Origin of the sequence: Siphonobacter sp. SORGH_AS_0500 (assembly GCF_002838835.1) — a bacterium.
Lineage (GTDB): Bacteria > Bacteroidota > Bacteroidia > Cytophagales > Spirosomataceae > Siphonobacter.
The window spans coordinates 1-25,252 of record NZ_NHPP01000017.1 but is presented as its reverse complement, the minus strand read 5'-3'; the positions used below and the strand labels follow the sequence as shown (position 1 = coordinate 25,252).

The window sequence follows — 25,252 nt, the reverse complement described above, 5'->3', positions numbered from 1 at the left end:
GCAGCGGAGACTCTACTCTAAACTTTCCTTTATACAATCTCCCTAAACACAAAAATACGATTAAAAAAGGCGGAATAACGATTCTCTTTTTCAGAGCCGTTATTCCGCAAACTAAAGAGTCAGGCAGCTTATGCCAGCGTAGCGTCAAGTGAGATAGAAGCGTTCAATAACTTAGAAATCGGGCAGTTAGCTTTGGCTCCAGCCGCAATTGCCTGAAACTGTTCTTCACTGATATTCGGAATTTTAGCCGTCAATACGATATTACTTTCCGTTACTTCTCCTTTAGAGGGGTCCAGCACAACGGTAGCCTTCGCGTTGATCTCGTCAGCGGTGAAACCGGCTGCGTTCAGGTCGAAGCTGAGTTTCATGGCAAAACAACCCGCGTGAGCGGCTGCAATGAGTTCTTCAGGATTCGTTCCCACTCCGTCTTCAAAACGCGTATTAAATGAATATTGGGTTTCGTTTAATACCGTACTTGCGGTAGATACTACTCCTGAACCTTCTTTGCCGGTGCCTTTCCAGACGGCTGTTGCGTTACGTTTGATCATGGTTGTGATAGATAATGAAGATAGATTAGAAATCTTCGAAAGATACATTCAAAATAAGTATACCTCCTTTATAGCTCCCCGGTAATTTCTGCAACTCCTTAGTCTTTGTCCCTAAAATAGGGGATTTCCAACGATCTGCCGAAGTCTGACCTTTGTACCTGTTCATTCAAAAAACCTTCAACATAAGATGAAAGCTATGATTACCATTGTAGGTCTGGTACTGGTTGTACTAGCTACAGGTTGCAAAAAAGGAGAAGACGCTAAACCTAGCAAACCAGCCGAAAGGCCCATGGAAACGTTCCTGAAACGAACGGATCTCACGACTACAAATTTCACTACAGGCCGCTGGGAAGTAGGGTATGTGTTTACGGGGAATGTGCCGGGGAAAATTACTGAAATCGGATGTAAATTGCCTCAAACGGGTACCTATGTCGTAACGGTGTGGGATGTGGCTACAAAAACATCCTTGCGTCAGAAGAGCATTGAAATTTCTACTCCGGAAAAGATGGTAATGGCCTCCATTGATCCGCTTGAAATTACGGATGCCACTAAAAAATACCTTATCAGCGTCAATACGCTAAGCGGAAATGTAAACAAACCTTACTATATCATTAAAAAAACCGGAGGAGAAAGTTTTATGCCTTTCACTATGGGTAACGTAACCATCCTGCAAAAGCAATCCAAATCCATTACATCGACGACAACAGAATCGGTATTTCCTACGGATAATATAGCTACGGATCTATTTACTGGAGTTGCTGATTTTACCTTTATTCCCGACTAATTCTCCTTCATGAAAAAAGCTCCCGACTAGATTGGTCCGGGAGCTTTTTTATTATTTCGTCCGCTCAATCGTGAATTGAACCAGATTTTTCAGGGATTCACTAAAAGGATTAACCGGAAATTCCTTTAAAATTTCAAGAGCTTCATCTACATAGCGTTTCATTACCTGCGTGGCGTATTCGATGCCCCCCGATTTCTTCACAAAATCAATCACTTCGGCCACTTTCTTCGGATTCTCAGAATCGTTCTTGATCATGTTTATAATCCGGCGTTTGGTAAACCAGTCGGCCTGATTCAAGGCAAAAATGAGCGGTAAGGTCATTTTCTTTTCCTTGATATCAATTCCTACGGGTTTCCCGATTTCAGCATCGCCATAATCGAATAAATCATCCTTGATCTGAAACGCAATGCCTACTTTTTCTCCGAAGAGACGCATCCGGTTCACAATGTCCATCGTCATTCCCACCGAACGGGCTCCGACGGCACAACAGGAAGCAATCAAAGTAGCCGTTTTCTGACGAATGATTTCAAAGTAAATATCTTCTGAAATGTCCAGGCGACGGGCTTTCTCTATCTGCATTAACTCCCCTTCAGCCATTTCCTTCACCGTCTGGTTAATGAGTTTTAGAAAATCAAAGTCCTCGTGATCGACCGCCAGCATCAAACTTCTGGACAGCAGGTAATCCCCCACCAGAACGGCGATTTTATTTTTCCAGAGAGCTTTCACGGAAAAGAAACCCCGACGGTAATTCGAATCGTCCACTACGTCATCGTGTACGAGCGTGGCCGTGTGAACCAGCTCAATTAAAGCGGCTCCGCGATAGCTTGAATCGTTAATAGTTCCGCAAACGCCGGCCGCCAGAAAAACGAACATGGGCCTGATCTGCTTCCCCTTCCGCCGAACGATATAATTCATGATTTGATCCAGCAACATGACGTCGCTTTTCATGAAATCACGAAATTTTCCCTCGAATGCCTTCATTTCGGCATCGATGGGGGCTTGTATTTGTTGAATGGAAAGACTCATGTGTGGTGATCAGTATTCAGAGAAGACCGTTCTTCACTCGCTAAGACCTCGAAATTTTCTCTATGAATACGGTAATCCTCGGCAAGTTTACGAAGGATTGGCTTCGCGTGGATAACTTTGTCCGCAAAAGTTGTATAGTTAACCCGGAATTTTTTCAGAAAATTCCAGAAACAGACTTCAGTACCTATGAAATTGTTCTTTCGGCAAGCGGGCGAGACTGGCCCCGCCATCGTGATATTGCATGGAGTTTTTGGCTCGGCTGATAACTGGCTGACCGTGGGCAAACAAATGGCCGACCTGGGTTTCCGGGTCTCTATGCTGGATCAGCGAAATCATGGCCGCTCGCCCTGGAGTGATGACTTCGGTTACCAAGAAATGGCCGAAGATCTACAGGAGTTTCTCAACGACCAGCAGATTACCAATCCTATCCTGATTGGGCATTCGATGGGTGGCAAAACCGTTATGCAGTACGCCATGAACTACCCCGATACCTGGCAGAAAATGGTGGTGGTGGATATTGCTCCCCGCTTCTACCCCGTTCATCACACCAGCATTCTCAAAGGCATGAATCTGATGCCGCTGGCGGCCATGAAAAGTCGGCAGGAAGCGGAGATGTTCTTTACGCAATACGAAGATCACCCCGGCACCCGGAATTTTATTCTGAAAAACCTCGCTCGTGGAGAAAATGGCGGCTTTAGCTGGCGGCTGAATCTGCCCGTACTAACCCGGGAAATTGAAACCGTGGGCGGTGAATTGAGCGGCATTCGGACGATTACCAAACCCGTTCTGTTCCTGAAAGGGGCTCTATCGTCTTACATTACCGACGAAGATGAGAAGGAAATTCGCCGCATTTTCACGGACGTTCGCATTGAAACCATAGCCGGAGCGGGCCACTGGGTACAGGCCGAGCAACCGCAGGCGTTTATTGAAGCAGTGATGAAATTTATCCGGGGTTAATGATGGCAGAAGAAACGCAACCAACTTTGTTTTTATTACCCACCGTACTCGCTCCCGAAACGGCAGAGACGGTATTGAGTCCACAGATTCGGGAAGTTATTAGCCGCACGGATATTTTCTTCGTTGAAAACCTGCGAACAGCCCGTCGATTTATCTCTGAACTGAAAACCGGACGAAAAATAGACGAGCTTACTTTTTTGAGTTACACAAGGACACACCGCGAGCAGAAACGCAGCAACAGGTAAAAGACTTACTCAAGTTGGGGAAAGATGCGGGCATTCTCTCGGAAGCGGGTTGCCCCGGCATTGCCGATCCGGGAGCGGTAGCTGTTCGGTTTGCTCATGATTTGGGCATTCGGGTCGTGCCCCTCACAGGCCCCTCCTCTATTTTGCTGACGCTGATGAGTTCAGGGTTTAGCGGTCAATCGTTTGCCTTTAACGGCTATTTACCCATCGACAAAACTGAACGGATTCGGCGGATACAGGCTCTTGAAAAGCAAGCCCAAACCGGACAAACACAGTTATTCATGGAAACGCCGTATCGCAATAATGCCCTTCTGGAAGATGTCCTGCGAGTGTGTAATCCGCGTACGTTGCTATGTATAGGCTCGAATCTCACGGCTCCCGACGAATTGATACGAACGCTCTCTATTCAACAGTGGAGAGAACAACCACCCGATTTACATAAAAAACCCACCATTTTTGCCTTCGGTGTTTAATTACTCCTTCATGTTTCGAATACTCATTTTATTCTTTTTCCTGCTAGGGAGTTTTTCCAGCTTTGCTCAAAACTTATACACGGCGGCTTACGGAGATCGCAAAAATCCCCCGATTATTTTCATTCACGGCGGTCCCAGCGGTAATTCCGCATTGTTTGAAGGAACCACCGCACAAACGCTGGCCGATCGAGGTTTTTTTGTGATTGTATACGACCGTCGCGGCGAAGGCCGGTCGACAGACCCGCAGGCCCGGTTTACGTATCAGGAAGCCCTTACGGATTTGAATCAGTTGTATGCTCAATACGGCATTCAAAAAGCTACAATTCTGGGCCATAGTTTCGGTGGACTCGTATCAACGCTTTTCACCGAAGCACATCCTGAAAAGGTAACCTCGCTTATTTTGGCTGGAGCGTTGGTCGATCAACAAGGTACGTACACTCACATTTTGGATACGTTAAAACAAAAATACGCCGCTGATCCGGCGATGCTGGCGAGGATTGCAGCCGTAGAAAAACTGGATAAAAATTCAGCGGCCTACCGAAAAAAGTGCTTCGAACTCGCCTCAGAAAACGGATTTTTCAAAGTGGTACAGCCCGATATAGAAACCCGGCAAACATATGAAGCCTATGAGAAAAGTGACCTTTCGAAACAGAGCATACGGAATAACGAAGCTCCGATTCTTTTTTACCAGAATGAGCCGCTGAAACGTCTCAACGTATTTCCTCGACTGAAAAACATTCAGCAGAAAAAAGTCCGTATCTATGCCATTTATGGAAAACTGGACGGCATTTTTCCTGACTCACAGATTTCACAGCTGAAATCATTGGTTGGCAAAAGATTCTTTACCCACGTAGATCACTGTTCACATTACCTTTTTGCCGATCAACGAACTATTTTTGTCGATACGGTAACTGGCTGGCTTCGTCCACACTAGCAGTATCATTTCATTCAATGGTTCTTTTTTTAACATCCATCCTACCGTACGCTTTCAATCAAATTTGTATGATATATCTACAGGTTTTTACATTCAACGCCCTTCAGGAAAATACCTACGTGCTTTGGGATGATACGAAAGAGGCCGTGATTATTGATCCTGGTTGTTATACCAAAGAAGAACAGGAGGAGTTAAAGGATTTTATTGAAGATCAGGGTTTGATTGTGGTGAAGCTCCTGAACACGCACGCTCACGTGGATCACGTGCTGGGCAATGCTTTCGTGAAGCGGACCTATCACGTTCCCTATTTCCTGCACCCGCTTGACTTGCCGATTTTAAAATCCGTAGTTGTTCGGGCACCCTCCTACCGATTCTTTAATTACGAAGAGGCCGAACCCGATGCCTGGCTGGAAGAAGGTACGAATGTAACCTTTGGGAACACTATCCTTGAAGTATTGCACGTGCCGGGCCATGCTCCGGGTCATGTGGCTTTTGTGAACCGGGAATACAATCTCTGCATCGGCGGGGATGTTCTGTTTCAGGGAAGCATTGGCCGCTGGGATTTTCCCGGCTGTAACTTTGATGACCTGATCAGCAGCATTAAAAACAAGCTTTTTAAATTGAACGACGAAGTACAGGTCTTTCCCGGACATGGTCCTTCGACCACCATTGGTCGCGAGAAACAATACAATCCTTATGTGGGGGCTAATGGGCAATACGCCTGATTAACAAACTTTATTTTTCTGAAATGTATGCTCAAGCACCTTCCTAATGCCATGACCTGCGGTAACCTGCTGTGCGGTTGCGTCGGCATTGTTGCGGCTTTTAATAATGACCTTTTGCTGTGTTCGTACCTGATCGTCATCGCCGGAATTCTGGATTTCTTCGATGGATTTGTAGCCCGGTTAGTCAAAGCTCAATCGGCCATTGGTAAAGAACTTGATTCGCTGGCCGACATGGTCACTTTTGGCGTTTTACCATCCATTATCATTTATCATCTGATTCTGGAAAGTGTTCCTGATTTAGTCAGTACCTGGAAATGTTACTTCGCCTTTGTCATTGCTGTATTCTCGGCCCTGCGACTAGCTAAATTCAATATCGACGAACGACAAACCTCTGGATTCATCGGCCTGCCTACGCCCGCCAATGCCTTCCTGATTGCTTCCATTCCGGTTATTCTGCGTCAGCACGAAGAGTGGGGTCCTATCATTCTCAATGCCAATTACCTAATTGCATTTAGCTTCATCATGTCCTTTTTGCTGGTGATGGAAGTGCCCCTTTTTGCTTTGAAGTTTAAAGGGTTTGGCTGGAAGGGTAATGAAATTAAATTCATTTTCCTCCTTGTCTCGGCCTTACTGCTTATCCTGCTAAACTTCACATCTGTTCCTTTAATCATTGCCTTATACATTTTGCTTTCGCTTTTTAATAATACCCGAAAGACTAGCTATTAAATTCAGCAATAAAAAGAAAAGAAGCCCCTTAGTTAAGGGGCTTCTTTTCTTTTTATTATTCAGGTAATTGAAACAATAATTGACTAACACCAACGTTTACTAGGCACTATTTAAATCAGTACACTTAACATATAAGGATCTATTAAGAAATTTCAATTATAACAAACGTAGGGCCAATTATACCCAGTTCATATTCGATAGTATTTAGGAAAAATCACTCATTAATAGAATCTAACCTGCCTTGGTTAATACTTAATACTGCCTAGTACTCAACATGACCAGCGTGCATCCCTCAATCGCTTCAACTCCTTGATCCTCTGCCATTTGCTCGAACTCAGGATTCTCTGTACCGGGGTTAAAGATGATTCTACGAGGTTTTAAACTAAGCAAATAATCGTACAATTCGGGCTGCCGCGTCGGGTTGATATATAGAGTAATAGTATCAATGCCTTCGAGCTCGGGTTGTCCATGTAAGATCTGATTACCAGACACTTGTCCGTTTTCTTTTCCAATTAATACGATTTCATGTCCGTGCCCTAACAGGCTATTAGCTGCCAGATATGAGTATCGGCCGGGATAGGTAGAGGCTCCAACAATTAAAGTTTTCATATTTTTTTTATTTAATAGGATAAATCATGTGAATCGTGAAAATTTCTTACGATATTCGGCACTGGTTTTGTCGTGATGAATAAAAAAAGTTTACCATCTGCTCTGAACAACTATATCTTCTTTCATCTCCGCCCGCCCAAAACCAATCTACATTTAAAGTAAGTTAACCCGTCAACCTGACTTGAACGGATGTTAATTAATTAACCATGAGCGAGAAGAAATCTAGTAGTTTTTGGAATGAGAAATGGATTAAGATTCCTTTTGAAGGCATCGAAAATCCCCCCCATTACGAAGTATCAAACTATGGAAGGCTTCGTAGTTTCCAGAACGATCCTGAGGGGGAAATTATTAAGGGATCTATCATTCAGGGATATCGTTCTCTGAATATCCGTATCCGAGGAGGTAAAGTCATTAACCGCTACCTGCATCGGCTGGTTGCTGATTTTTTTGTGGAGCGTTCCGACGCCGACCGTAAATTTATCATTCACCGTGACCACGATAAGCTGAACAACCACTGGGAAAACCTGAAGTGGGTTACTCGTGATGAAATGACCGAGCACCACCGAACCAATCCCCAGGAAAAACCACGCCCAAAACGCACGAAAAACTACAAACTAACTGAGAGTAAAGTTCTGATGATTAAAAAGATGCTGAAGAGCGATAAGAATCGTCTGAAGATGATTGCCAAGCAATTCGGCATTACTCATACTCAACTAAACCGCATACGTTCCGGTGAGAACTGGGGACACGTGAAAGTTGAGGACGATACTGAAGGTGTGAAATAGACCTTTGATTCCTTCATAAGAAAAGCCCGATAGCAATCTAATCTGTCGGGCTTTTCTTGTGGGCATTGATTTAAGATCTGGCTGGAAAACAAACCCTTCGCCGTCTTCATCAAAATCAATGGTCAGACCAATCACGTACATCAAATGCCGGCGATCTACGTAAATCGTGATTCCTTCCAGAGTATACTCATCATCGTCAGGCGACTTGGTATCGAACCCTAACAGAAACGAAGCCCCACAAGCCGCCCCTTTCAGCCCTACCCGCAAGCCATAAAACTCAGGCAGGCTCTTGCTCTCGATGATCGCACGGATCTGCTCCTGGGCCTCCGAAGTTAGAGTGATGGGTATTATCTTCTGCGTAATCATTTTTTCAGTTTTCCGTCTACTGTTTTCAGTTTAGAGTTAGGTGCTCTTGACTTCAAACAATATCCCCTATATTTACCGATTTATATTTTCCTGCAAACTGCAAACTGCAAACTGCAAACTGCAAACTGCAAACTGCAAACTGCAAACTGCAAACTGCAAACTGCAAACTGCAAACTAAACTCCTATGCAAGACCTTATCAGTGATCTTATTAAAGTAGCCTTACCCGCCGGATTCGTTTTATATGCTTTTTACCTGACCATAAAAGCTTTCCTGAACAAACAGCTTATTGAACAGCAGCAGAACGCCCAGGGAGAAGCTCTGAAGCAGGTATTACCCTTACGTTTGCAGGCTTACGAACGCCTCACACTCCTACTTGAACGCATTAGTCCCAATAGTCTGCTTATTCGTAACGCTGGACAAGCCATTACCGCCGTTGAACTACAACAGCTATTACTCGCTGAAATCCGGCAGGAATTTCAGCATAACGTAGCCCAGCAGATTTACATCAGCCATGAAAATTGGGAACGCCTGCGTTTAACCGTACAGGAGGTTACTTCCTTAATCAATCGTTCGGCCTCAGAAGTTCCCGCCGAAGCCCCAGCTCTCGACCTCGCCCGCAAGATTAGCGAGTTATCCGTAGGCCGCTCCATGGAAGTATGGCAGGAAACCCTAAACGCAATCAAACAGGAAGCCCAGAAAATCTGGCAATGAGTTGATGTGTTTAGCGTTTTGGGGTTAGAGTTAAAATGTTCAGCAAATAGCTTTATCATTTATTTTATGAGATCAATAACTCAAAACCCAAAACGCTAAACATTAACTTAAAATACGGCTTCCGCGATTCGCTTTACGGAATCGGATTTACCCATGGTGTAGAAGTGCAATACCGGCACACCGAAGTCTAGCAACTCCTTGCACTGCTTGATACCGAACTCCACACCCACTTCCCGTACCTGCTGATCATTCTTACAGTCTTCCACGGCCTTCACCAATTCCTCGGGAAAATCGAGGTGGAAAATGCGGGGTAATACCGTCAGTTGTTTCTTCGTGGAAATGGGTTTCAGTCCCGGAATGATGGGGACGTTAATGCCTTCGGCCCGGCAGCGTTTTACGAAATCAAAGTATTTCTGATTATCGAAAAACATTTGAGTCACGATATAGTCGGCTCCCAACTCTACCTTCTTTTTGAGGTAACGCAAATCATTGGCGTGATTGGGAGCTTCAAAGTGCTTCTCTGGGTAACCCGCCACCCCAATGCAGAAATTCGTAGGCTGAGCCTCCGTTTCTTCATGCAGCAGCCGACCACTATTCATATCTACAACCTGCGAAATCAGATCCGTAGCGTACGCGTGTCCGCCTTCTTTGGGTTTGAACACACCCGCAGATTTCTCAGGGTCGCCTCGCAGAACCAGCGTATTATCAATGCCGAGGTAATGTAAATCGTAAAGAAAATCTTCGGTTTCGTCCTTCGTAAAGCCACCGCATATCACGTGCGGCACGGGATCGACCTTGAAACGTTCCATTAATTTCGCACAAATCCCAACCGTTCCGGGGCGACGACGCACGGGAACCTTCTGAATCAGGCCACTCGGATGCTTTTTTTCAATGAGTTCTTCGCGGTGATAAGTAACGTCTACGAAGGGAGGTTTAAACTCCATCAGAGGCTCAATGGAATCGAATAATTCAGTGACACTCTGTCCTTTAATCGGAGGGATGATTTCGATAGAAAAAAGCGACTTTCCGTTCGCCTGCTCTATGTGTTCGGTAACTTTCATGGGGAAACTAGGATAAGTCTGGCAAAGTACGGAAAAACTTCAGGCTTTGTGCTGATTGGGCTTCATAGTTTTACTTTTCTAAGCGTCAATTTCCGCGAACAGTTCAGTTTTTTCTGGAATTTTAATTATTTTTGCACTGATTTTGAACCGAATATCAAGGTTCTGCTGTTGCCTTATCAACCCTATTATTCGACGATTCTACCATCATGTGGATTAATTTTTTCTTCTAAGTACGGTCATGATTCATTCCTGAATCATTTTCTTCTATTATTCACAAGTAGTGGTGACGGGACCAGGCGGCCGTTCTGCGGTAAACACCTGATTTTGCAACCTGATTACCCTGTCTTGCTACCTTAAAAGACCTTATATAGTTTTGTTTAGCACCGAAAAAGATATAGAAACGGCGGTTTTGATCGCCATGATTACGCCTAAGCAATCCGAAGAACAGACCACGGAATATCTGGCCGAGCTGGAGTTTCTGGCTGAAACGGCGGGCGTAAAAACTGTTAAAACCTTCGTACAACGCCTCGAACGCCCCGATCTGAATACGTTTCTGGGCAAAGGACGTTTCGAAGACGTCGTGGCTTATGTCATCGACAACGCGGTGGATCTCATCATCTGTGATGACGACCTGAGCGGCCGACAAATCCGCAACATGGAAACGGCGTTTCAGGCTCGCAATAAGGAGGTGAAGATCATCGACCGAAGTCTGCTTATTCTCAACATATTCGCCATGCGTGCCCAGAGCGTTCAGTCTCGTACGCAGGTGGAGCTGGCCCAGCAACAATACGTATTACCCCGCCTGACCCGGATGTGGACGCACTTATCGCGGCAACGCGGCGGTGTAGGGATGCGTGGACCCGGGGAGAAAGAGCTGGAAACGGATAAACGGATTGCCAACGACCGCATTTCCTTTTTAAAGGACAAACTGGCTAAGATTGACCGTCAGGCCGTAAACCAGCGGAAAAACCGCGAACAGATGGTTCGGGTGGCTCTGGTGGGCTACACCAACGTTGGGAAGTCTACCTTAATGCGGCGTTTGGCCAAAGCGGAGGTATTCGCCGAAAATAAACTCTTTGCCACGGTAGATTCGACCGTGCGAAAAGTAACCATCGAAAACATTCCTTTCCTGCTGACGGACACGGTTGGGTTCATTCGTAAGCTGCCTACCATGCTGATCGAATCCTTCAAATCAACGCTGGATGAGGTAAGGGAAGCGGACATTCTGCTGCACGTAGTGGATGTTTCGCACCCTAGTTACGAAGAGCACATTGAAGTGGTCAATCAGATTCTGTCGGAAATTGGAGCGGCGGACAAGCCCGTCATCCTGGTCTTTAACAAGATTGATCTTTATAAGCCCAGCCCGGAACTGGAATTTGAGGCTCAGGAAGGGAATTTCTCGCCCATCGAGTTTCTGAAAAACAGCTACCTCGACACCGAGAAGCCCAAAGCGATTTTCATTTCGGCGGAGAAAAAAGAAAACATCGACGAACTGCGTCAGTCGCTGTTAAATCTGGTCAAAGACAAGCACTTCCAGATTTTCCCGAACTGGCTCGACCTGCCGAATGCATATTAAATGAAAACAGAGTTGGTTTTTGTGAAGATTCCTTAGAATTTTGCAAAAACCAACGCTTCTGGCACTGTAGTTCAACGGATAGAATAGGCGTTTCCTAAACGCTAGATGCGGGTTCGATTCCCGCCGGAGCCACTTTTCACAAATAAAGCCCTGAAATTCAGGGCTTTATTTGTTTTAGGTCGCAATATAGGTCGTATTGCTTTCTGCTATAGGGTAACTGCTAAAAGCCATAATATAAGCAGTTATCAATCAGAAATAAACCGATTAAAACCGCTTATTTTAGCCATTAATATAGACAATTACTACCGAATAATAAGTATAAACATTCAACAAAACACTATCAACTAATCTAAATAATAAGAATCATTCATATCACTATTAGGCTGGAATTTACCGTAGTCAATGTTCGCTAGTCCTTCTTCCGTCAATTCATTTCCCAGTTTTTCGCTGAGGGTATTGATGATGTTACATTCTTCTTCCGTTAAGTAGAAAGAATGTTCTCGGAAATAATTCATCAGTTTATTGTAGCTATGCCTTCTGTTTCCGTGAATTGACTCCATTTCTCGCAGTTTTTTAATGGCTTCTTCTATATCCTTGTGGTGGATTTTAGGCATTAGATTCGGAATCAGATCAATCATGCCATCTTCTGAAACAATCACAATAACCGTGGGAATTTCTTTAGCCACGTAGTCATAATAGCGGATGGCGGAATTGAATCGGGCCCCTCTGGACGAGTCGCCATTTTTGGTAGCCATGCCATCTAGTATCACCCCAATGGCGTAACAGACGGAATCTTTGTCTAATAAAACCGATCCGTCAATGGAGGTAATTTGTTTCATTAAAGACGCTTCCAGTTTCCTGGGCTTGATACAGAAACATTGATTGCTCAGCCTTTTCGCTTCGCTTTCGGCCTGGTCTGAAATTACCAGCATGGTGCCGTGCTTCTGTTCGGATGCCACGGTACATATCTCCCAAAGCGAATTCAAATCGCCTTCGGAAATGTCTTTAAAAATACGACTGATGCGAACATGGAAATCTTCCCGGTCTATTCTCTCTTTAGGCAAGGCGGGAATCTGGTAATCGACAATCATCATGACCTTGTCGTCGTGAAGCACTTCCCAGACGTAATGACTTTTAAAGTTGATTACAAACAGCGATTCCTGATTGGCGTTGTAGGTTCCCGTTATCTTTCCTAATCCGTATATTCGGTAGGAGTCAGAGACAATTAGTGTCTCGTCATTACATACTTCCAGAAACTTCCTTACTTTTCTATAATCGTATATACTGATGGGCTCTTCCAGTTCAAGCACCAGACTAACATTCATGTGATGCTGCTTGGCGATAACCATCTTCCCGATGCTTTCACTTCCTTCGTATTTAAGCGAGGAAATGGAATTACAAACCTCATAAAGATCTACCAGAGCTTCGTGCATTTCGACGGACATGGCTACCGAATGCATGAAATCTTTTGCCGCGTTGATCATTAATTCTTTTTCGGCTCTGATGATTGAATGAGGCGTATTTACTTTAGAACTGTTAATGGTATGAATACACTCTTTCAAAAAAAGCGTGATCACGCTATGGATAAAGGATTTAGATTTTACTACATAGTCGAGATATGTATCCTTTTTTAAGGAATAAAACTTATCTAATGTGTTTTTATTCAGCTCCAGCACCACAAATAACTGGTAGCCTTTCAGCAAAGAAGCCCCCGAGATAAATCTTTCAATATTACTGTCGTATAGCTCTCTATTTAATATTTTATGGACCGCCTCGCCCAACGATTTACTTTTTATGTAGTCTTTATGGGTTTTCGCGTAGGACTTATTTGAATAATTAAGTCTGCTTTCAATGTCTACTTTTTCTAAGGCAGAAGCTAATAATTTTACCTCGTCAAAAGCTTCAGGATTTACTTTTTCTCCTGAGGTAATGATGGATACGGCCTTTCCCTCTTCCTCAGGAATACAAATGATCGATACCAATGGCTCGAATTGTACATCCAGCAGTGCAAATAACCTTTTTGCATACAATTCAAATAAAACCTGGAAAGTTTGTTCAGGGGCAGGTATCATAAACGAGGGTTCTGTTTCAATGAAATACTAGGACTCTATTCAACTTTAATACGGCTAATACAGACCGTTTTTGACTCCAGATTGTCTGAGTTACTTTTCGGATGATACGACGTTAGAATGAATCGAAAACGGATGACTCTTTCATTCGCTACTACTGGCTTCTTCTTCGAATGAATTCTTCAATCAACGATTCCGTCAGAGGTTGCCCCTGACTCTGAATTTCTTCCAGTTCCTGGGCTGTTCCTGGGCCCGTTGCATCAGGGCTTCCTGATCGGTCTGCGTTGGTTTCTGATCTTCCATGCTTATGAGTATTTTAAGGTATTACTTGATTCTGGATATTCCTAAAAAAGCTCTTCCAGGCTAACGACGTAACGTCATTTTTCGTAACATTACTATTAGTCATGGCCTCTGGTATTCAATTTTAAGTTATTTCAGAACCGAAACGGTATTAACCAATTCTATTCCTATGCTTCGATCTTTTGTTACCCTGGGACTTTGTCTGAGTCTGAGTTGTGGGTACGTCGCCTGCCAGTCTACCGACGGAGCCCTCACGGAGAAGCCTCTTCCGGTTCATATTCAGTTAATTTCTGATCAACTCCTCTACCCTACTGCCTTTGCTGTGCCGGGTGATGGATCTGGACGTTTATTCGTGACCGAACAAGTCGGTCGCATTCGGGTCATCGAAAAAAATAAACTCAACCCCACGCCTTTTCTCGACATTAGTTCGATGGTCATCAAACGTGATGGTTACGATGAACGCGGTTTACTGGGACTGGCCTTCCATCCCCAGTTTTCAAAAAATGGGAAGTTCTACGTCTATTACAGTGCCAAAACCAGCGGTCGGGGTAATCATAAGAGCGTCATTGAGGAATTCACCAGCAATCAGAAAACCGCTGACCCTAAAAGTGGAAAAGTGGTGTTGGAATTTGACGAACCCGAGTCCAATCATAATGGTGGCGATCTCAAATTCGGTCCTGATGGGATGCTATACATTGCCGTAGGCGACGGCGGAGGAGCCGGAGACAAGCATGGCGAACATGGTAACGGTCAGAATATGAATACCCTATTAGGAAAAATTCTGCGAATTGACGTCAACCAATCGCCTTACGGCATTCCGCAGGATAATCCTTTCAAAAATAAACCGGATGTTCGACCAGAGATTTTCGCGTATGGCTTACGTAACCCCTGGCGAATCAGTTTCGACCAGGGCACGGGCAAACTCTTTGCGGGGGACGTCGGACAGAATCAGTACGAAGAAGTGGATATTATTACCAAGGGCGGCAATTATGGCTGGCGGGTGCGGGAAGGCTATCACACCTACAACGAAAAAGATCCAGACCCTAAAAACTACATCGACCCCATTACAGAGTACTCCCACAGCGAGGGCATTAGCATCACGGGCGGTTTTGTGTATCGGGGCAATAAAATTGGAGCCTTGAAGGGTAAATACATCTTTGCCGACTGGTCAGGCCCCACCTGGTACTTATCTGAATCTCAAGGGAAAACCTGGCCCCGCGGATCATTGCAATTACGAAATCGCCCGGCTAACTGGCAGGTCTATAGTTTTGGAGAAGATGAAGACAAGGAACTGTACATTCTCGGCGTAAACACGGAAAATAATAAAGGCTTTCTCTACAAATTAACACCCTAGCCTAGAAATATTACCCTAGAGCTTGACAAGCAACCTATTCAGGCTCTATCTTTGTGCGACCAAAAGCCTCCTTAGCTCAGTTGGTAGAGCGACGCATTCGTAATGCGTAGGTCGCAAGTTCAAGTCTTGTAGGAGGCTCATCGAGTCTTGTAGGAGGCTCACAAGGAAAAATATCCTGCTTACCGCTGATTAGTTTCAGCGGTTTTTTTGTTTTTAGGCCTTTTGTTCAGGACCTATATCTTAATTAACTGCCATTTAATCAGCATCTTATTTGTAGGCACACCTGAGGGTACATTTTCTATTTGGAGGTACACTTGGATGGGTTAGCGATACTCCCGAAGGTACACCTCTACCTAAAAGGGTACACTAAAAGTCTTACTCTAAAAATTCTCTATTAGCGTGAACGAATGACTATAATTTAGTATTTAATACTCATTTATTCAACCTAACTAGATGATTATGCCTAAAAAAGAATGCTACTTTGCATAAACTTCAAGCTCCGTCTTTCCAAGAAAACTAATCGTGAGCGTCCTGTCAAAATCTACGCACGGATACGAATTGATGGCATCACAGCTCCTGATTTCACTACCGGTGTGTCTGTCTTACCAGAAAAATGGGATTCTAAATCACAGAGGATCAAGGGATCGTCCAGACAGGTGCAGGAAGATAACTCTACTTTGGATAATGTAAGAACTGATATCAAAGAGATATTCAATACCCTCCGGCTGTTAGGCCATCCCTGCACTGCCCCCATCGTTAGAGCCCATTACTTAAAGGGTAATGAGTATTCCCCCACCCTGTTAGTTACCTATCAAAAGTTTCTGGATAAGCTGGAAGAGAATCAGGGATCCGAAGACGGTTTAGAAAACGCGACAATCAGCAAGTGGTATACGTGTAAGGATCATTTAATGGACTTCATAAAACAGGAGTTCAGACGCTCAGACGTAGCTTTAAATGAAATAACGGTTATAAAGGCTGATAACTTCTACTCGTACTTAAAAGTAGTGAAAGAGCATGGATTAGATCATGCAGCCAAAAATATGCAGAATTTGAGTAGGGTACTGGATTTCGCCGATGAAACTCACCTAGCCCTGTTGTCGAAGAAAGAATTCACGGGAACACTAGAAGCGGTTGTCGACTGTTTCCTATTTCAATGCTATACAGGGATGGCCTATGCAGAACTCTTTTCATTCAATCCAGATCATCACATTCAAACCTATTGTGACGAGCCTATCATTCGAATTGTCCGCAAAAAACGAAAGAAGAAGAATCCTGACGTTTGTCTAATTCCCATACTTCCCCAAACCAGAGCACTATTGAACAAATATCCTGACGGACTACCCATCTTCGATATCCATACGATGAATAGGCACCTTCACGTACTGGAACCAATCCTAAAAGTCGATTTTAGTATAACTACTCACGTAGGACGCAAAACGGCAGGGATGTTTCTCTTGAATAATGGCGTATCCCTGGAAACGGTTTCCAGAATCTTAGGTCACAGCAGTATAACCACTACTCAACGGCACTACGTGAAAGTGCTTGAGAAACGGGTGTTGAAGGAAACCGCTCATTTGAGATAAATAAACAGGGTCAACCTTCTATAAGGTTGACCCTGTTTATTTAGTATTTAAGTATATTACATCTTAATTTTAACGTTTTATAAGTATCAAAACTTATTCTTAATAAGTATAAATTACAATTAAAGAATATAGTTGTTAATATAAAATTCATAAAACACTGATTATCAGATAAATAATAATATTTGGAATATTTTTAACAAAAAAAGAGGAATATTTTTTGTTTATTTATGTAAAAATGAAATACCTTTGAACCACTAGTCACTTGGACTAGTACATGTTTCATTATAACAAAACGGCATGACCACGGCGGAAAGTAATCAAGGTGGCAGGAGACCACTACCTCGAGTACAAAAAGAATCTCAGGAAAAGGAAGATGTAAAAATTCCAGGGTTAGTTTACGATATTCCAGAAACTCTTGCTCCATTAGTTACTCCTCATTATCAAGATATAGTTACAGTTATATCTGAAGCTTGGGACGTTTGGAATGATGCTAATAAGGTTATTGCCGAAAAGTATCCAGGTGTAAAAATTAGAAATCGTTCTATCGGTAGCTTAATGTCGGATATGCTAAGATATTCTTTTGATATTTTTAGTCAAGAGCATTCTCATCTCCGATTCGTTCAGTTGAAGGGAATTTTTTGTGTGGTCATTGATGAAGAAGTAGTTATACGCTTCAATCTTATGGATAAAAGCGGAAAAACTTTACATACGCCTACAACACAGTCTAAGAGATATCTCAGAGGACAATTGCCAATACCTGGGGTAAAGCCAATTAGGTATTTATATGCTGGCTACGTACTTGATGGAAGTAAAACTGAAATCAAAAATGTATATCTAGTTGAAAGGGACTTCAACGGTACCCCAAGTTGGATTTCAGACATGTATGGAAATTACTCTAAACAGATGTCTCTGTTTAACACGGTACAAGAGCAAGATTTAAAACCGGAAGTTAAACCAACTAGAGCTAAAGTTCGTAAGAATAAAAAAGATAATAAAGATAACTCTGACAACACGTCACCTGGATTGAAATCAGGATCAGAATAACGTTGCTGTTAGTAAAAACGGAATAAGACTTATCCGCCTGTAGTCTTTCCATTTAATAATAGGAACCCCGCAATGCTTAGTTTCGACAATTTATTTTCCACTTCTCACGAGCTGTTTAATCCTGAAATGATTAAACTAGCTCGTGAAGCAAGAGGGATAACCCAGCAAGAACTCAGTCAAAAGCTGAATGTTCAACAAGGTACTTTATCCAAGATTGAAAATCGAATGATTTCTTTTGAGGAAGATTACGCTTCAAAAATTGCTGATGCCCTTGGTTATCCAATCAACTTTTTTGCCCAGAAAAATGCATTATATCCCTATAGTATCATTTACTTTAGACGAAGCCAATCACTTCCAGTAAAAATTGTACAGATGATTGAAGCTCGTATGAACATTGTAAGAATTCACATTGAGAGATTATTAGATGAAGTTGCAAGCCCTGAGCCTAACCTTTTTCAGTGGGATGTATCTAAACAAGGAGATCCGGAACTTGCTGCCCAATTTTTAAGAGAATATTGGCGTATCCCCAAAGGTCCTATTAAAAAACTTATTAATCTTATAGAGGATCATGGTATAATCGTCTCTTCTTTTGATTTTGGAACAGATCAAGTTGATGGAGTAAGTATGTATACCAAAGATAGAATTCCAATAATATGTTATAATTCTAATCTTAAAGGAGATAGACAAAGATTAACTATTGCTCATGAACTTGGTCATTTAATTATGCATTTTGGCCAAGTACTTATCGAAGCTATTGATTATGAGGGTGATGCTTTTAGATTTGCTTCCGAATTTTTAGTACCTGAGGCTGAGTTTGTTAAGAATTATAATAAACTTGATCTACCTACTTTAGCAAATCTTAAGCTTTACTGGCGGGTGTCTATGAGAGCAATGATTTATAAAGCAGAAAGTAGAGATCTTATAACTGTAAATCAAGCAAAGTACCTTTGGAGGCAAATGTCTGCCAATCATTACAATAAAACAGAACCTCCTAATTTAGATATACCTCCAGAAGAACCTAGTTTAATAAGAGAGATAATAAATTTATATCAATCAGAATTAGATTATACTCAAGAAGAAATAGCTAAACTTATATATTTAAATATAGACGAATTTAAACAACAATATTTAAATGAATACAAACCTAAATTTACAGTTATTAGAAATAAGAATAACAATCCAGATTCATCAATAAGAAAATCAACAGGCAAGCCTTCTAATTCTTCTTCTGGGCTAGGTAAATCAAATTAAGTGTTACTATTTTAAAATAGGTTAATATAACTTCATAACTATGTTAGGAGATTTTTTCAGAATAAATTTACCTTACGGGATTAAAAGAACAGAATCCAGTGAATGGTATGCATTTAATAGAGAATATATGCCTTTAGCATTTAATGACGAATCCTACAAAGGGACTTTTCAAAAAATGGAATTACCCATATATACAAAGTATAAAGGAATAACTGAGAGAAAACTTAAAGCTTTAGCATGGGAAGACCCAGCTGGGATCCATCGAAATGATAAAGGAGACATCATTCAAGTCTGGTTTTACAACGATGGATTAAATCCTTCCAATGATCTTAAATATTGGAATGACTACATTCTAAAGCTTAAAATACTAGCCACATTCTTAGTAGATAAAAGCATATCATAATTAAAAAAGAAGAGACGGCTTTTACCGTCTCTTCAAAATAATATTTGATTACTTGGTTAAGAATTCCAGTTATAGTAGTCTGATAACTGCCGGATCTCGGACTAGATAGGCATCACTTAAAGTTTGGGCTCCGAATTATCTTCTGATAATCAACCCTTCTTCCAGGTTACGATCGCTGTCCCTTTCACGCCGTGCTTATCTAGCTCGACATCGATTTCATAGGGCAAATAATTGAGTCCCTCCAGGTGCTGCTTTCTAGTAAAGCCTAAGCTGGCCAGATCCACCGGGGATAGATCCATCCCCCGCTTTAGGTCGAAACTTCCGTTTAAAAGTGCAAGCCAGTTTTTACCATACTTTTGGATAATGAATTCCCAGGTTAGCCGTAAGTCTCCCTGCTACAATCGGCCGGCGGCATCCGGCTCGCATCGATGCTAGAGGTTTCAATTGAATTCTTTACATCAGCTACCAGAGCTAAACCCGCATAGAAAAACAACCGGGGCAAAGCGGGCGATGTATCTTCCTGATCATACAAAGGAGAAATTCCGCGTTGCTTGGCCATGAGCATTCCATACACCGTAGCCGGTACGCTGGACAGGTACGCCTGCTCCTGATACAGGGGTGAAAAAACGGATTCGTGACGTTCCGTCTTTTCAGTTTCCGTACTTTCCGTTTCCGGATATGGCTTGAAGATTTCCGAACTGTTTTTTTCCTGATCAGTCGCATCCTTGCCTATCGAATCCTTAGCCAGGGCATCTGATCCGTCAATACTGAAGCGGAATTGATGCTCGGTAGATTCATTTGCCTGGATTAAGTATTCTTTTACTACCTGGTTTGAAAAGTCCTTTTGCGGGTTTGAAGTAGCCAGACTATCTAAGGGAATGAATCGAATGACTTTCAAAACGGGATCCAGCTCCCATCGATGAAACAACATCACCCCTAACCCTTCCAGGAATTCACGTAAGGTCAGATCAGGCAGGTGTTCACCAAACTGGATGGTATCCTTGAACTGATTGAAAGGGTATACCAGGTCCGGTACCTGCTCGTCCAGGCTTTTATTAGTGTATAGGTGTAAATTGGAATACTCGTTGAAGAAGGCTCTCTCCAGTCGGTACCCTAGCTGGCTAAAGATCGTCTCAAGTACCCACTTCAACTTCAAGTTAGGACTTAACGAATACCGCGTGGGATACATCGGATCATTAAATCGATAAGAAAGCGAAGCGTAATAATTTACATAACCCACGAAGCCTTTGGACTGATCCGAGCTATACCATTCTTCGTTTTTGATGGTCACGAATTTAAAGCGATCGTCAGTTAACAGCAGGTTAGTATTTCCCAGGGTGTCCAGCTGATAGCCAGACCAGTCGCGGTAAAAGATTTCCGTGAAAGCAAAATCCTGATTGGCTTTAGGTTGATTCCCGGCATATTGAACCGTTAATTTGCCTAATTTCATACTTGGTGATGCCTGGATAACTAGTTGATTGTCTTTCACATAGCTGATGAAATTATCATCTTCCTGATTGAGTGCTAACAGGGCCGTACAGAGCAGGCCCCTGAATGCATAAAAAAAGGACGGAAGGTTTGTCTTGCTTAGTACGTATATATGGCCTTTAGAAGTTGTATTACTTATCTTTTACCAAATACTCATTATAAACAAAATTTAAGTAAATAATTTGAAATTATATACAATTACTAGCTATCTTTAGACACTTACGCCTTTATAATCAAACCTTTTAATTTACCTAAAATGGAATCGACTATTGGATCGTGGTCTGCCTCAGTTTCTGAGAAAGGGAATACATTTGAATTAAAGGTAACCGGAGAAATACCTACGAACGGAGAAAAGATTAATTTTCATTTGGGAAAAAATGATCCGCAAGGGATAAATCCCACCGACTTGCTACTGACCCTAGAGCCTGATAGAGCTGACGTGCAGGGAGAATATAAAAGTCCTGTTTCTTACATTGAAGATATTGATGTCAAGGATACTGACACCACAGTTACCATTCTAGGTGACAGCCATACCTTAGCCAACATCAAGATTAATTTTTAAGAACTTTACAATTAGTAATTCCAAAGTCCCGTTTTCAAACTGGGACTTTATTCCTTTTACAAAGAATTTTCTTTGCCAGCCAGCTTAATTTGATTAAAGCTATTACTATTAATGACACTCCATCAAGAGAAGATTATTCATTAGCATTCTCATTAACCATAGTAAAATTTAATCTTTATATTTAAGCTAAACACTATATATTTATAGTATCATAGTTCATTGGGTCTTAAACTTATTAATTTGAATTATGGGAAATTTTTCATTAATAAAAAAAATCAAATATGGTCCTTTTTAAACAAACAATATCATGAGTAAAGAGAAAAAAATACGAATAGATTTTAGAAATCCAGAATCTCTTCCCGAAGGGTACATCGAAAAGAGAGTTAATGAATTCATTTCTGAATCTTTCGAAAAAGACATTTTTGAGTCAGATATTTTTTTAAAGGAAGAATTAAATAATCAAATAGCCATTGACATATGCAATGAGCTAGTGTCAATAAATCTCAATTTAATTCGAAATGAAAATCTAAACAGTATCAATCCTGAAAAGCTTAAATTATTCGAAGAAAATAGCAATATCTTATCCAAGATAAAAAGATTAATACAATTAAACGATAGTGAAACCATAAAGTTTGCTTTATCTAATTTAAAATCCTTATTAAAGGAAGAACCAAAAGAACTATTCTTAAAAATTGACTACCCCCTATGAATGACTTCGGTAAGAAATATTTTATAGAATTATTTGCTTTAAAGAATGATCTTTTCAATGGTTTCACGCCTTCAAATAATCCTGTAGCCAGAATATTAGCAGGACAACCAGGAGCAGGCAAAAGCAAAGTTAAAGAATTACTCTTAAAAGAAGAGCCCAATTCAGTTGTCATTGATGTAGATAATATCAGGGCTTATCATCCAAATTTTCATGAGTATAATCTTAAGGATGATATTACATCTGCAGAATTAACTCACGACTTTGCATCAAAAATGGGAGAATTGATGCTGGAAGAAGCTATAAGTAAAAAATACAACTTAATTCTAGATAAAACTTTATCAAATCCTGACCATTGCGAGTCATTACTAAAATTACTCAAAAAACACAAGTATTCCATTTCCATTAATATGCTAGCAGTCCCATACGACTATAGCTTATTAGGGATCTATGAAAGGTATATTGTTTCTAAAAAGATAGAAGGATATGGAAGATATACGCCAGAGCACGTACATGATAAGGCTTTCAATGGTTTAAGTAATACTTTAGAGTTTTTAAAAAATACTAATGGGTATAGTTTAAAGATTATACTCAGAAATGGTGATGTTGTTTATAATTCACCGGCTGATGGTAGTAATGAATTAGAATATTGGGATGGTAAAAAGAGATTAGAGGCACGTGAGATATTTGCAAAATATAGGCAAAGACCAGTGGATTTGAAAATACAAGTTCATTTGATCCATAAGTATCGTAACATATCTAATTATTTTAAAAATAGACTTGACCTAATAAGTGTTGTCAATGAAAGGTTAAAATATTACACCAATAATATTAGATTGAACTTATTCCCTCCCCAACCATCAAAATCTCTTATAAAAAGAAAAAGATAAGTTTAAATAAGTAATGCATGATTATAAACTTTTACTCAATTCATTTTCTGGTAGCTAAGGCTTCGTCCTGAATTTCAGCTGGCTTAGCGAATATATCCTTCGCATGATCATAGGATATAGGGCATGGCATTAGAGGTTCTTAAGAACTTGTCTTTAGTACTTAAAAATGAGGCCAATTCATCTATTTCATCATCGCTTAAGTACCCATCGGCACAGGCACAAGCATAGAGAATAGATACAAAAGCTTCACGCTCATCATTAATAGTAATTTGAACAGGTTGGGCTTTAAAAAGAGAATCAAAGAATCCCATAAATTTAATTATTTGCGTTTGAGCTAGAAATTTAGTATATTCTCTAATATTGTTAATATTTAGCAATAAATAATTTTTCTATTGAAAATTCCTATGTACTTATAATCCAGACTTCAATTATCACTATACCATATAAAAAAGAATTATAGCTTATATAGTAAGTAATATAGCTCCCGGAATAATGTAGCTATCAAAGTTATGGGGTTCCGTTTTCATTAGATAGTAGTAGGTACTTAACTCCCTACTTCTTCCAGAAAGGCAATCTAACCTTCGCTAACTCCAACTATTACAACATTAAGCCTAAAAAACAACATTTGAAACATCAGATATTGCCAGTTATAGACTAGATAATGAGCAACATAAATCGCTCCTTCAAGTCCTATAGAGAACTTACCAACGGCTAGACCCCCTCCTACTTGGTCAATCCCAAAGTCTACTTTTTAGAATATATTCGAGAAGATAGTTTTGAGTTAAGAATACCTGAGTCGTGTAACTTTTGAACTTATTATCCATCAAAAATAACTTTTGAGCCTATATTTCTAACTCTTGCTGTCTTTATGTACGTATATTGCCGAATATTCAAACTATGGAGTAGCCATAACCCCCTATCTACCAAACTTATTTATGAAACAGCATTACCTTAGTGGGCTATTGTTAGGTTGCCTATTAGTGGGTGGGTCTGCTCAGGCTCAGCTAGTTATAGATGGCACTAATTTCACTAATATGGGTACAGTCACCAACCGCGATGCCTATACTCTCATTACCAATGCCTCTGGTTCCGCTTACTCGGCTTCGGGTGGAGCCGTTTTCCAGCATTACGAAACCTCTGCTGATGCTTTCAGAGTAAATAGTGCCTACAATGCCAACGGAACTGGAGGAAGTACCGATGCCTTTAGTGGTCCCAACGGAACCGCTGGTACGCAGGGCGTGTCAGGGTCTGTAGCTCCTAACTTTTCTACCCTGCTGCTTCAAAATGGCAGTACCAGTCTGTTTGCCTTTACCAATACAGCTGGGGCCAACGTTTACACTGCCGTTACCTTTCAAAACGCCTTAACGACTACCCTCCGCAATTTGCATCAGGCGGGAGCCCTTCGCTTCCAAGCCGGGGCTACCTACTCAGGCGGCACTACCGATGCTCAGCACGTGGACGGCTATGTTTCCAAAATCGGCAACACGGCTTTTACTTTTCCTATAGGTTCTGCTACCGACCTGCGGACGCTGGCTCTGGCCGCTTCCACGGATGCCAGTAATCACATCAGTGCGGCTTGGTTTGCCGGTAGTCCGGCTACGGTGACGGATCCTTCCGATAATGCTACCCACTCGGTGACTTCTTTAACTGGTCCTATCACGGGTGTTTCTACTGTGGGCTTCTGGGATTATATCCGCGTAGCTGGATCAGGAGCTGTCAATGTAACCGTCTCCATCCCCGATGTTACCAGTTTTGGTACGGCTGCCTCACTACGACTGGTGGGCTGGAATGGCTCATCCTGGATTAACTTAAGCGGTTCCACCGGAGCAAGCGGCAATACTGAAAACAGTACGCTCTCAGGCACGATTCCTGCGGGCACTACCATTACGGCTCTGGCCATTGGTAAAGCCGCTGCTGCTCTGCCCGATTTAACGGTAAGTGCAGAGATTGATAACAGCGAGTTCAAGCAAGCGGGCCAGGCTAACGGCCATGGCTACCTCGTCACCCTCTACGAAATCAAAGGCGTAGCCACTTCTGACGTGATCACTTTTATCATCCAGCGGCCCGCCAACTGG

Annotated in this window: 25 protein-coding genes, 2 tRNA genes and 1 pseudogene; 20 read left to right on the top strand and 8 right to left on the bottom strand. The window is 41.9% G+C overall.

Annotation, left to right across the window (positions count from 1 at the left end; translation table 11 throughout):
* Positions 1–128 precede the first annotated feature (128 nt).
* A complete protein-coding gene (locus tag BWI96_RS17425) occupies positions 129–548 on the bottom strand; it encodes an OsmC family protein (protein WP_198555291.1) in 420 nt (139 codons plus the stop codon).
* A 187-nt stretch (positions 549–735) separates the two neighbouring features.
* Between BWI96_RS17425 and BWI96_RS17420 the strand changes: the two genes are divergently transcribed.
* Positions 736–1,332 (top strand): DUF4082 domain-containing protein, encoded by a 597-nt coding sequence (locus BWI96_RS17420; protein ID WP_106637812.1) that lies wholly within the window; start codon positions 736–738, stop codon positions 1,330–1,332.
* 51 nt (positions 1,333–1,383) lie between these two features.
* Here the strand turns inward: BWI96_RS17420 and BWI96_RS17415 are convergent, their stop codons facing one another.
* Positions 1,384–2,358, bottom strand: coding sequence for a polyprenyl synthetase family protein (locus BWI96_RS17415; protein ID WP_106637811.1), 975 nt, complete (start codon positions 2,356–2,358; stop codon positions 1,384–1,386).
* A gap of 186 nt (positions 2,359–2,544) precedes the next feature.
* Here BWI96_RS17415 and BWI96_RS17410 point away from each other — a divergent pair, with 186 nt between their 5' ends.
* From BWI96_RS17410 to pssA, 5 genes and pseudogenes are all read left to right on the top strand, one after another.
* Positions 2,545–3,315, top strand: a complete 771-nt coding sequence (locus tag BWI96_RS17410; RefSeq protein ID WP_106637810.1) for an alpha/beta fold hydrolase — start codon at positions 2,545–2,547, stop codon at positions 3,313–3,315.
* A 2-nt stretch (positions 3,316–3,317) separates the two neighbouring features.
* A pseudogene (locus tag BWI96_RS17405) lies at positions 3,318–4,033 on the top strand (SAM-dependent methyltransferase).
* A 10-nt stretch (positions 4,034–4,043) separates the two neighbouring features.
* Positions 4,044–4,967: an alpha/beta fold hydrolase gene (locus BWI96_RS17400; RefSeq protein ID WP_106637880.1), complete on the top strand. Its 924-nt coding sequence runs from the start codon at positions 4,044–4,046 to the stop codon at positions 4,965–4,967.
* A 68-nt stretch (positions 4,968–5,035) separates the two neighbouring features.
* Positions 5,036–5,692, top strand: a complete 657-nt coding sequence (locus BWI96_RS17395; protein ID WP_106637809.1) for an MBL fold metallo-hydrolase — start codon at positions 5,036–5,038, stop codon at positions 5,690–5,692.
* 27 nt (positions 5,693–5,719) lie between these two features.
* Positions 5,720–6,418 carry a CDP-diacylglycerol--serine O-phosphatidyltransferase gene (gene pssA / locus BWI96_RS17390; protein WP_106637808.1) on the top strand — a complete coding sequence of 233 codons (699 nt, stop codon included), beginning with the start codon at positions 5,720–5,722 and terminating at the stop codon, positions 6,416–6,418.
* 252 nt (positions 6,419–6,670) lie between these two features.
* Here the strand turns inward: pssA and BWI96_RS17385 are convergent, their stop codons facing one another.
* Positions 6,671–7,027, bottom strand: coding sequence for a CoA-binding protein (locus BWI96_RS17385; RefSeq protein ID WP_106637807.1), 357 nt, complete (start codon positions 7,025–7,027; stop codon positions 6,671–6,673).
* Positions 7,028–7,233: 206 nt separating this feature from the next.
* Here BWI96_RS17385 and BWI96_RS17380 point away from each other — a divergent pair, with 206 nt between their 5' ends.
* Positions 7,234–7,812 (top strand): HNH endonuclease, encoded by a 579-nt coding sequence (locus BWI96_RS17380; protein ID WP_106637806.1) that lies wholly within the window; start codon positions 7,234–7,236, stop codon positions 7,810–7,812.
* Here the strand turns inward: BWI96_RS17380 and BWI96_RS17375 are convergent.
* Positions 7,741–8,178: an iron-sulfur cluster assembly accessory protein gene (locus BWI96_RS17375; RefSeq protein WP_106637805.1), complete on the bottom strand. Its 438-nt coding sequence runs from the start codon at positions 8,176–8,178 to the stop codon at positions 7,741–7,743. The two genes, BWI96_RS17380 and BWI96_RS17375, sit on opposite strands and share 72 nt — an antisense overlap.
* A 184-nt stretch (positions 8,179–8,362) precedes the next feature.
* Here BWI96_RS17375 and BWI96_RS17370 point away from each other — a divergent pair, with 184 nt between their 5' ends.
* Positions 8,363–8,890, top strand: coding sequence for a hypothetical protein (locus tag BWI96_RS17370; protein WP_106637804.1), 528 nt, complete (start codon positions 8,363–8,365; stop codon positions 8,888–8,890).
* Positions 8,891–8,997: 107 nt separating this feature from the next.
* Here the strand turns inward: BWI96_RS17370 and metF are convergent, their stop codons facing one another.
* On the bottom strand, positions 8,998–9,951 hold the full coding sequence (gene metF, locus BWI96_RS17365) for a methylenetetrahydrofolate reductase [NAD(P)H] (protein ID WP_106637803.1): 954 nt from the start codon (positions 9,949–9,951) through the stop codon (positions 8,998–9,000).
* A 373-nt stretch (positions 9,952–10,324) separates the two neighbouring features.
* On the opposite strand from metF, the gene hflX reads away from it, so the two are divergent.
* Positions 10,325–11,527, top strand: coding sequence for a GTPase HflX (gene hflX, locus BWI96_RS17360; protein WP_255400707.1), 1,203 nt, complete (start codon positions 10,325–10,327; stop codon positions 11,525–11,527).
* Positions 11,528–11,587: 60 nt separating this feature from the next.
* Positions 11,588–11,659, top strand: a tRNA-Arg gene (locus BWI96_RS17355).
* Positions 11,660–11,871: 212 nt separating this feature from the next.
* Here BWI96_RS17355 and BWI96_RS17350 read toward each other — a convergent pair.
* The gene (locus BWI96_RS17350) at positions 11,872–13,599 is read right to left on the bottom strand and encodes a diadenylate cyclase (protein ID WP_106637802.1); all 1,728 of its coding nucleotides are present in this window, start codon (positions 13,597–13,599) and stop codon (positions 11,872–11,874) included.
* Between the two features lie 466 nt (positions 13,600–14,065).
* Here BWI96_RS17350 and BWI96_RS17345 point away from each other — a divergent pair, with 466 nt between their 5' ends.
* The 6 genes from BWI96_RS17345 (at position 14,066) to BWI96_RS17320 (ending at position 19,531) form a co-directional block, all read left to right on the top strand.
* The gene (locus BWI96_RS17345) at positions 14,066–15,250 is read left to right on the top strand and encodes a sorbosone dehydrogenase family protein (RefSeq protein WP_106637801.1); all 1,185 of its coding nucleotides are present in this window, start codon (positions 14,066–14,068) and stop codon (positions 15,248–15,250) included.
* Positions 15,251–15,315: 65 nt separating this feature from the next.
* Positions 15,316–15,388, top strand: a tRNA-Thr gene (locus BWI96_RS17340).
* 335 nt (positions 15,389–15,723) lie between these two features.
* A complete protein-coding gene (locus tag BWI96_RS17335; RefSeq protein ID WP_106637800.1) occupies positions 15,724–16,833 on the top strand; it encodes a site-specific integrase in 1,110 nt (369 codons plus the stop codon).
* Positions 16,834–17,130: 297 nt separating this feature from the next.
* Positions 17,131–17,877 carry a hypothetical protein gene (locus tag BWI96_RS17330; RefSeq protein WP_106637799.1) on the top strand — a complete coding sequence of 249 codons (747 nt, stop codon included), beginning with the start codon at positions 17,131–17,133 and terminating at the stop codon, positions 17,875–17,877.
* Between the two features lie 126 nt (positions 17,878–18,003).
* Positions 18,004–19,128, top strand: coding sequence for an XRE family transcriptional regulator (locus tag BWI96_RS17325; RefSeq protein WP_198555290.1), 1,125 nt, complete (start codon positions 18,004–18,006; stop codon positions 19,126–19,128).
* A gap of 40 nt (positions 19,129–19,168) precedes the next feature.
* On the top strand, positions 19,169–19,531 hold the full coding sequence (locus BWI96_RS17320) for a hypothetical protein (RefSeq protein WP_106637797.1): 363 nt from the start codon (positions 19,169–19,171) through the stop codon (positions 19,529–19,531).
* Between the two features lie 376 nt (positions 19,532–19,907).
* Here the strand turns inward: BWI96_RS17320 and BWI96_RS17315 are convergent, their stop codons facing one another.
* Complete coding sequence (locus BWI96_RS17315) at positions 19,908–20,981, bottom strand: hypothetical protein (protein ID WP_106637796.1); 1,074 nt, start codon at positions 20,979–20,981, stop codon at positions 19,908–19,910.
* 294 nt (positions 20,982–21,275) lie between these two features.
* Here BWI96_RS17315 and BWI96_RS17310 point away from each other — a divergent pair, with 294 nt between their 5' ends.
* The 3 genes from BWI96_RS17310 (at position 21,276) to BWI96_RS17300 (ending at position 23,177) form a co-directional block, all read left to right on the top strand.
* Positions 21,276–21,581 (top strand): hypothetical protein, encoded by a 306-nt coding sequence (locus BWI96_RS17310; protein WP_106637795.1) that lies wholly within the window; start codon positions 21,276–21,278, stop codon positions 21,579–21,581.
* Positions 21,582–21,888: 307 nt separating this feature from the next.
* Positions 21,889–22,290 carry a hypothetical protein gene (locus tag BWI96_RS17305; protein WP_106637794.1) on the top strand — a complete coding sequence of 134 codons (402 nt, stop codon included), beginning with the start codon at positions 21,889–21,891 and terminating at the stop codon, positions 22,288–22,290.
* Complete coding sequence (locus BWI96_RS17300; protein WP_106637793.1) at positions 22,287–23,177, top strand: zeta toxin family protein; 891 nt, start codon at positions 22,287–22,289, stop codon at positions 23,175–23,177. Before BWI96_RS17305 ends, BWI96_RS17300 begins: the two co-directional genes overlap by 4 nt.
* Before the next feature lie 107 nt (positions 23,178–23,284).
* Here BWI96_RS17300 and BWI96_RS17295 read toward each other — a convergent pair whose 3' ends face one another.
* Positions 23,285–23,488: a hypothetical protein gene (locus BWI96_RS17295; RefSeq protein ID WP_157830415.1), complete on the bottom strand. Its 204-nt coding sequence runs from the start codon at positions 23,486–23,488 to the stop codon at positions 23,285–23,287.
* Positions 23,489–24,112: 624 nt separating this feature from the next.
* On the opposite strand from BWI96_RS17295, the gene BWI96_RS17290 reads away from it, so the two are divergent.
* Positions 24,113–25,252: hypothetical protein (locus BWI96_RS17290; RefSeq protein WP_157830414.1), on the top strand; the 1,140-nt coding region annotated here is incomplete at its 3' end.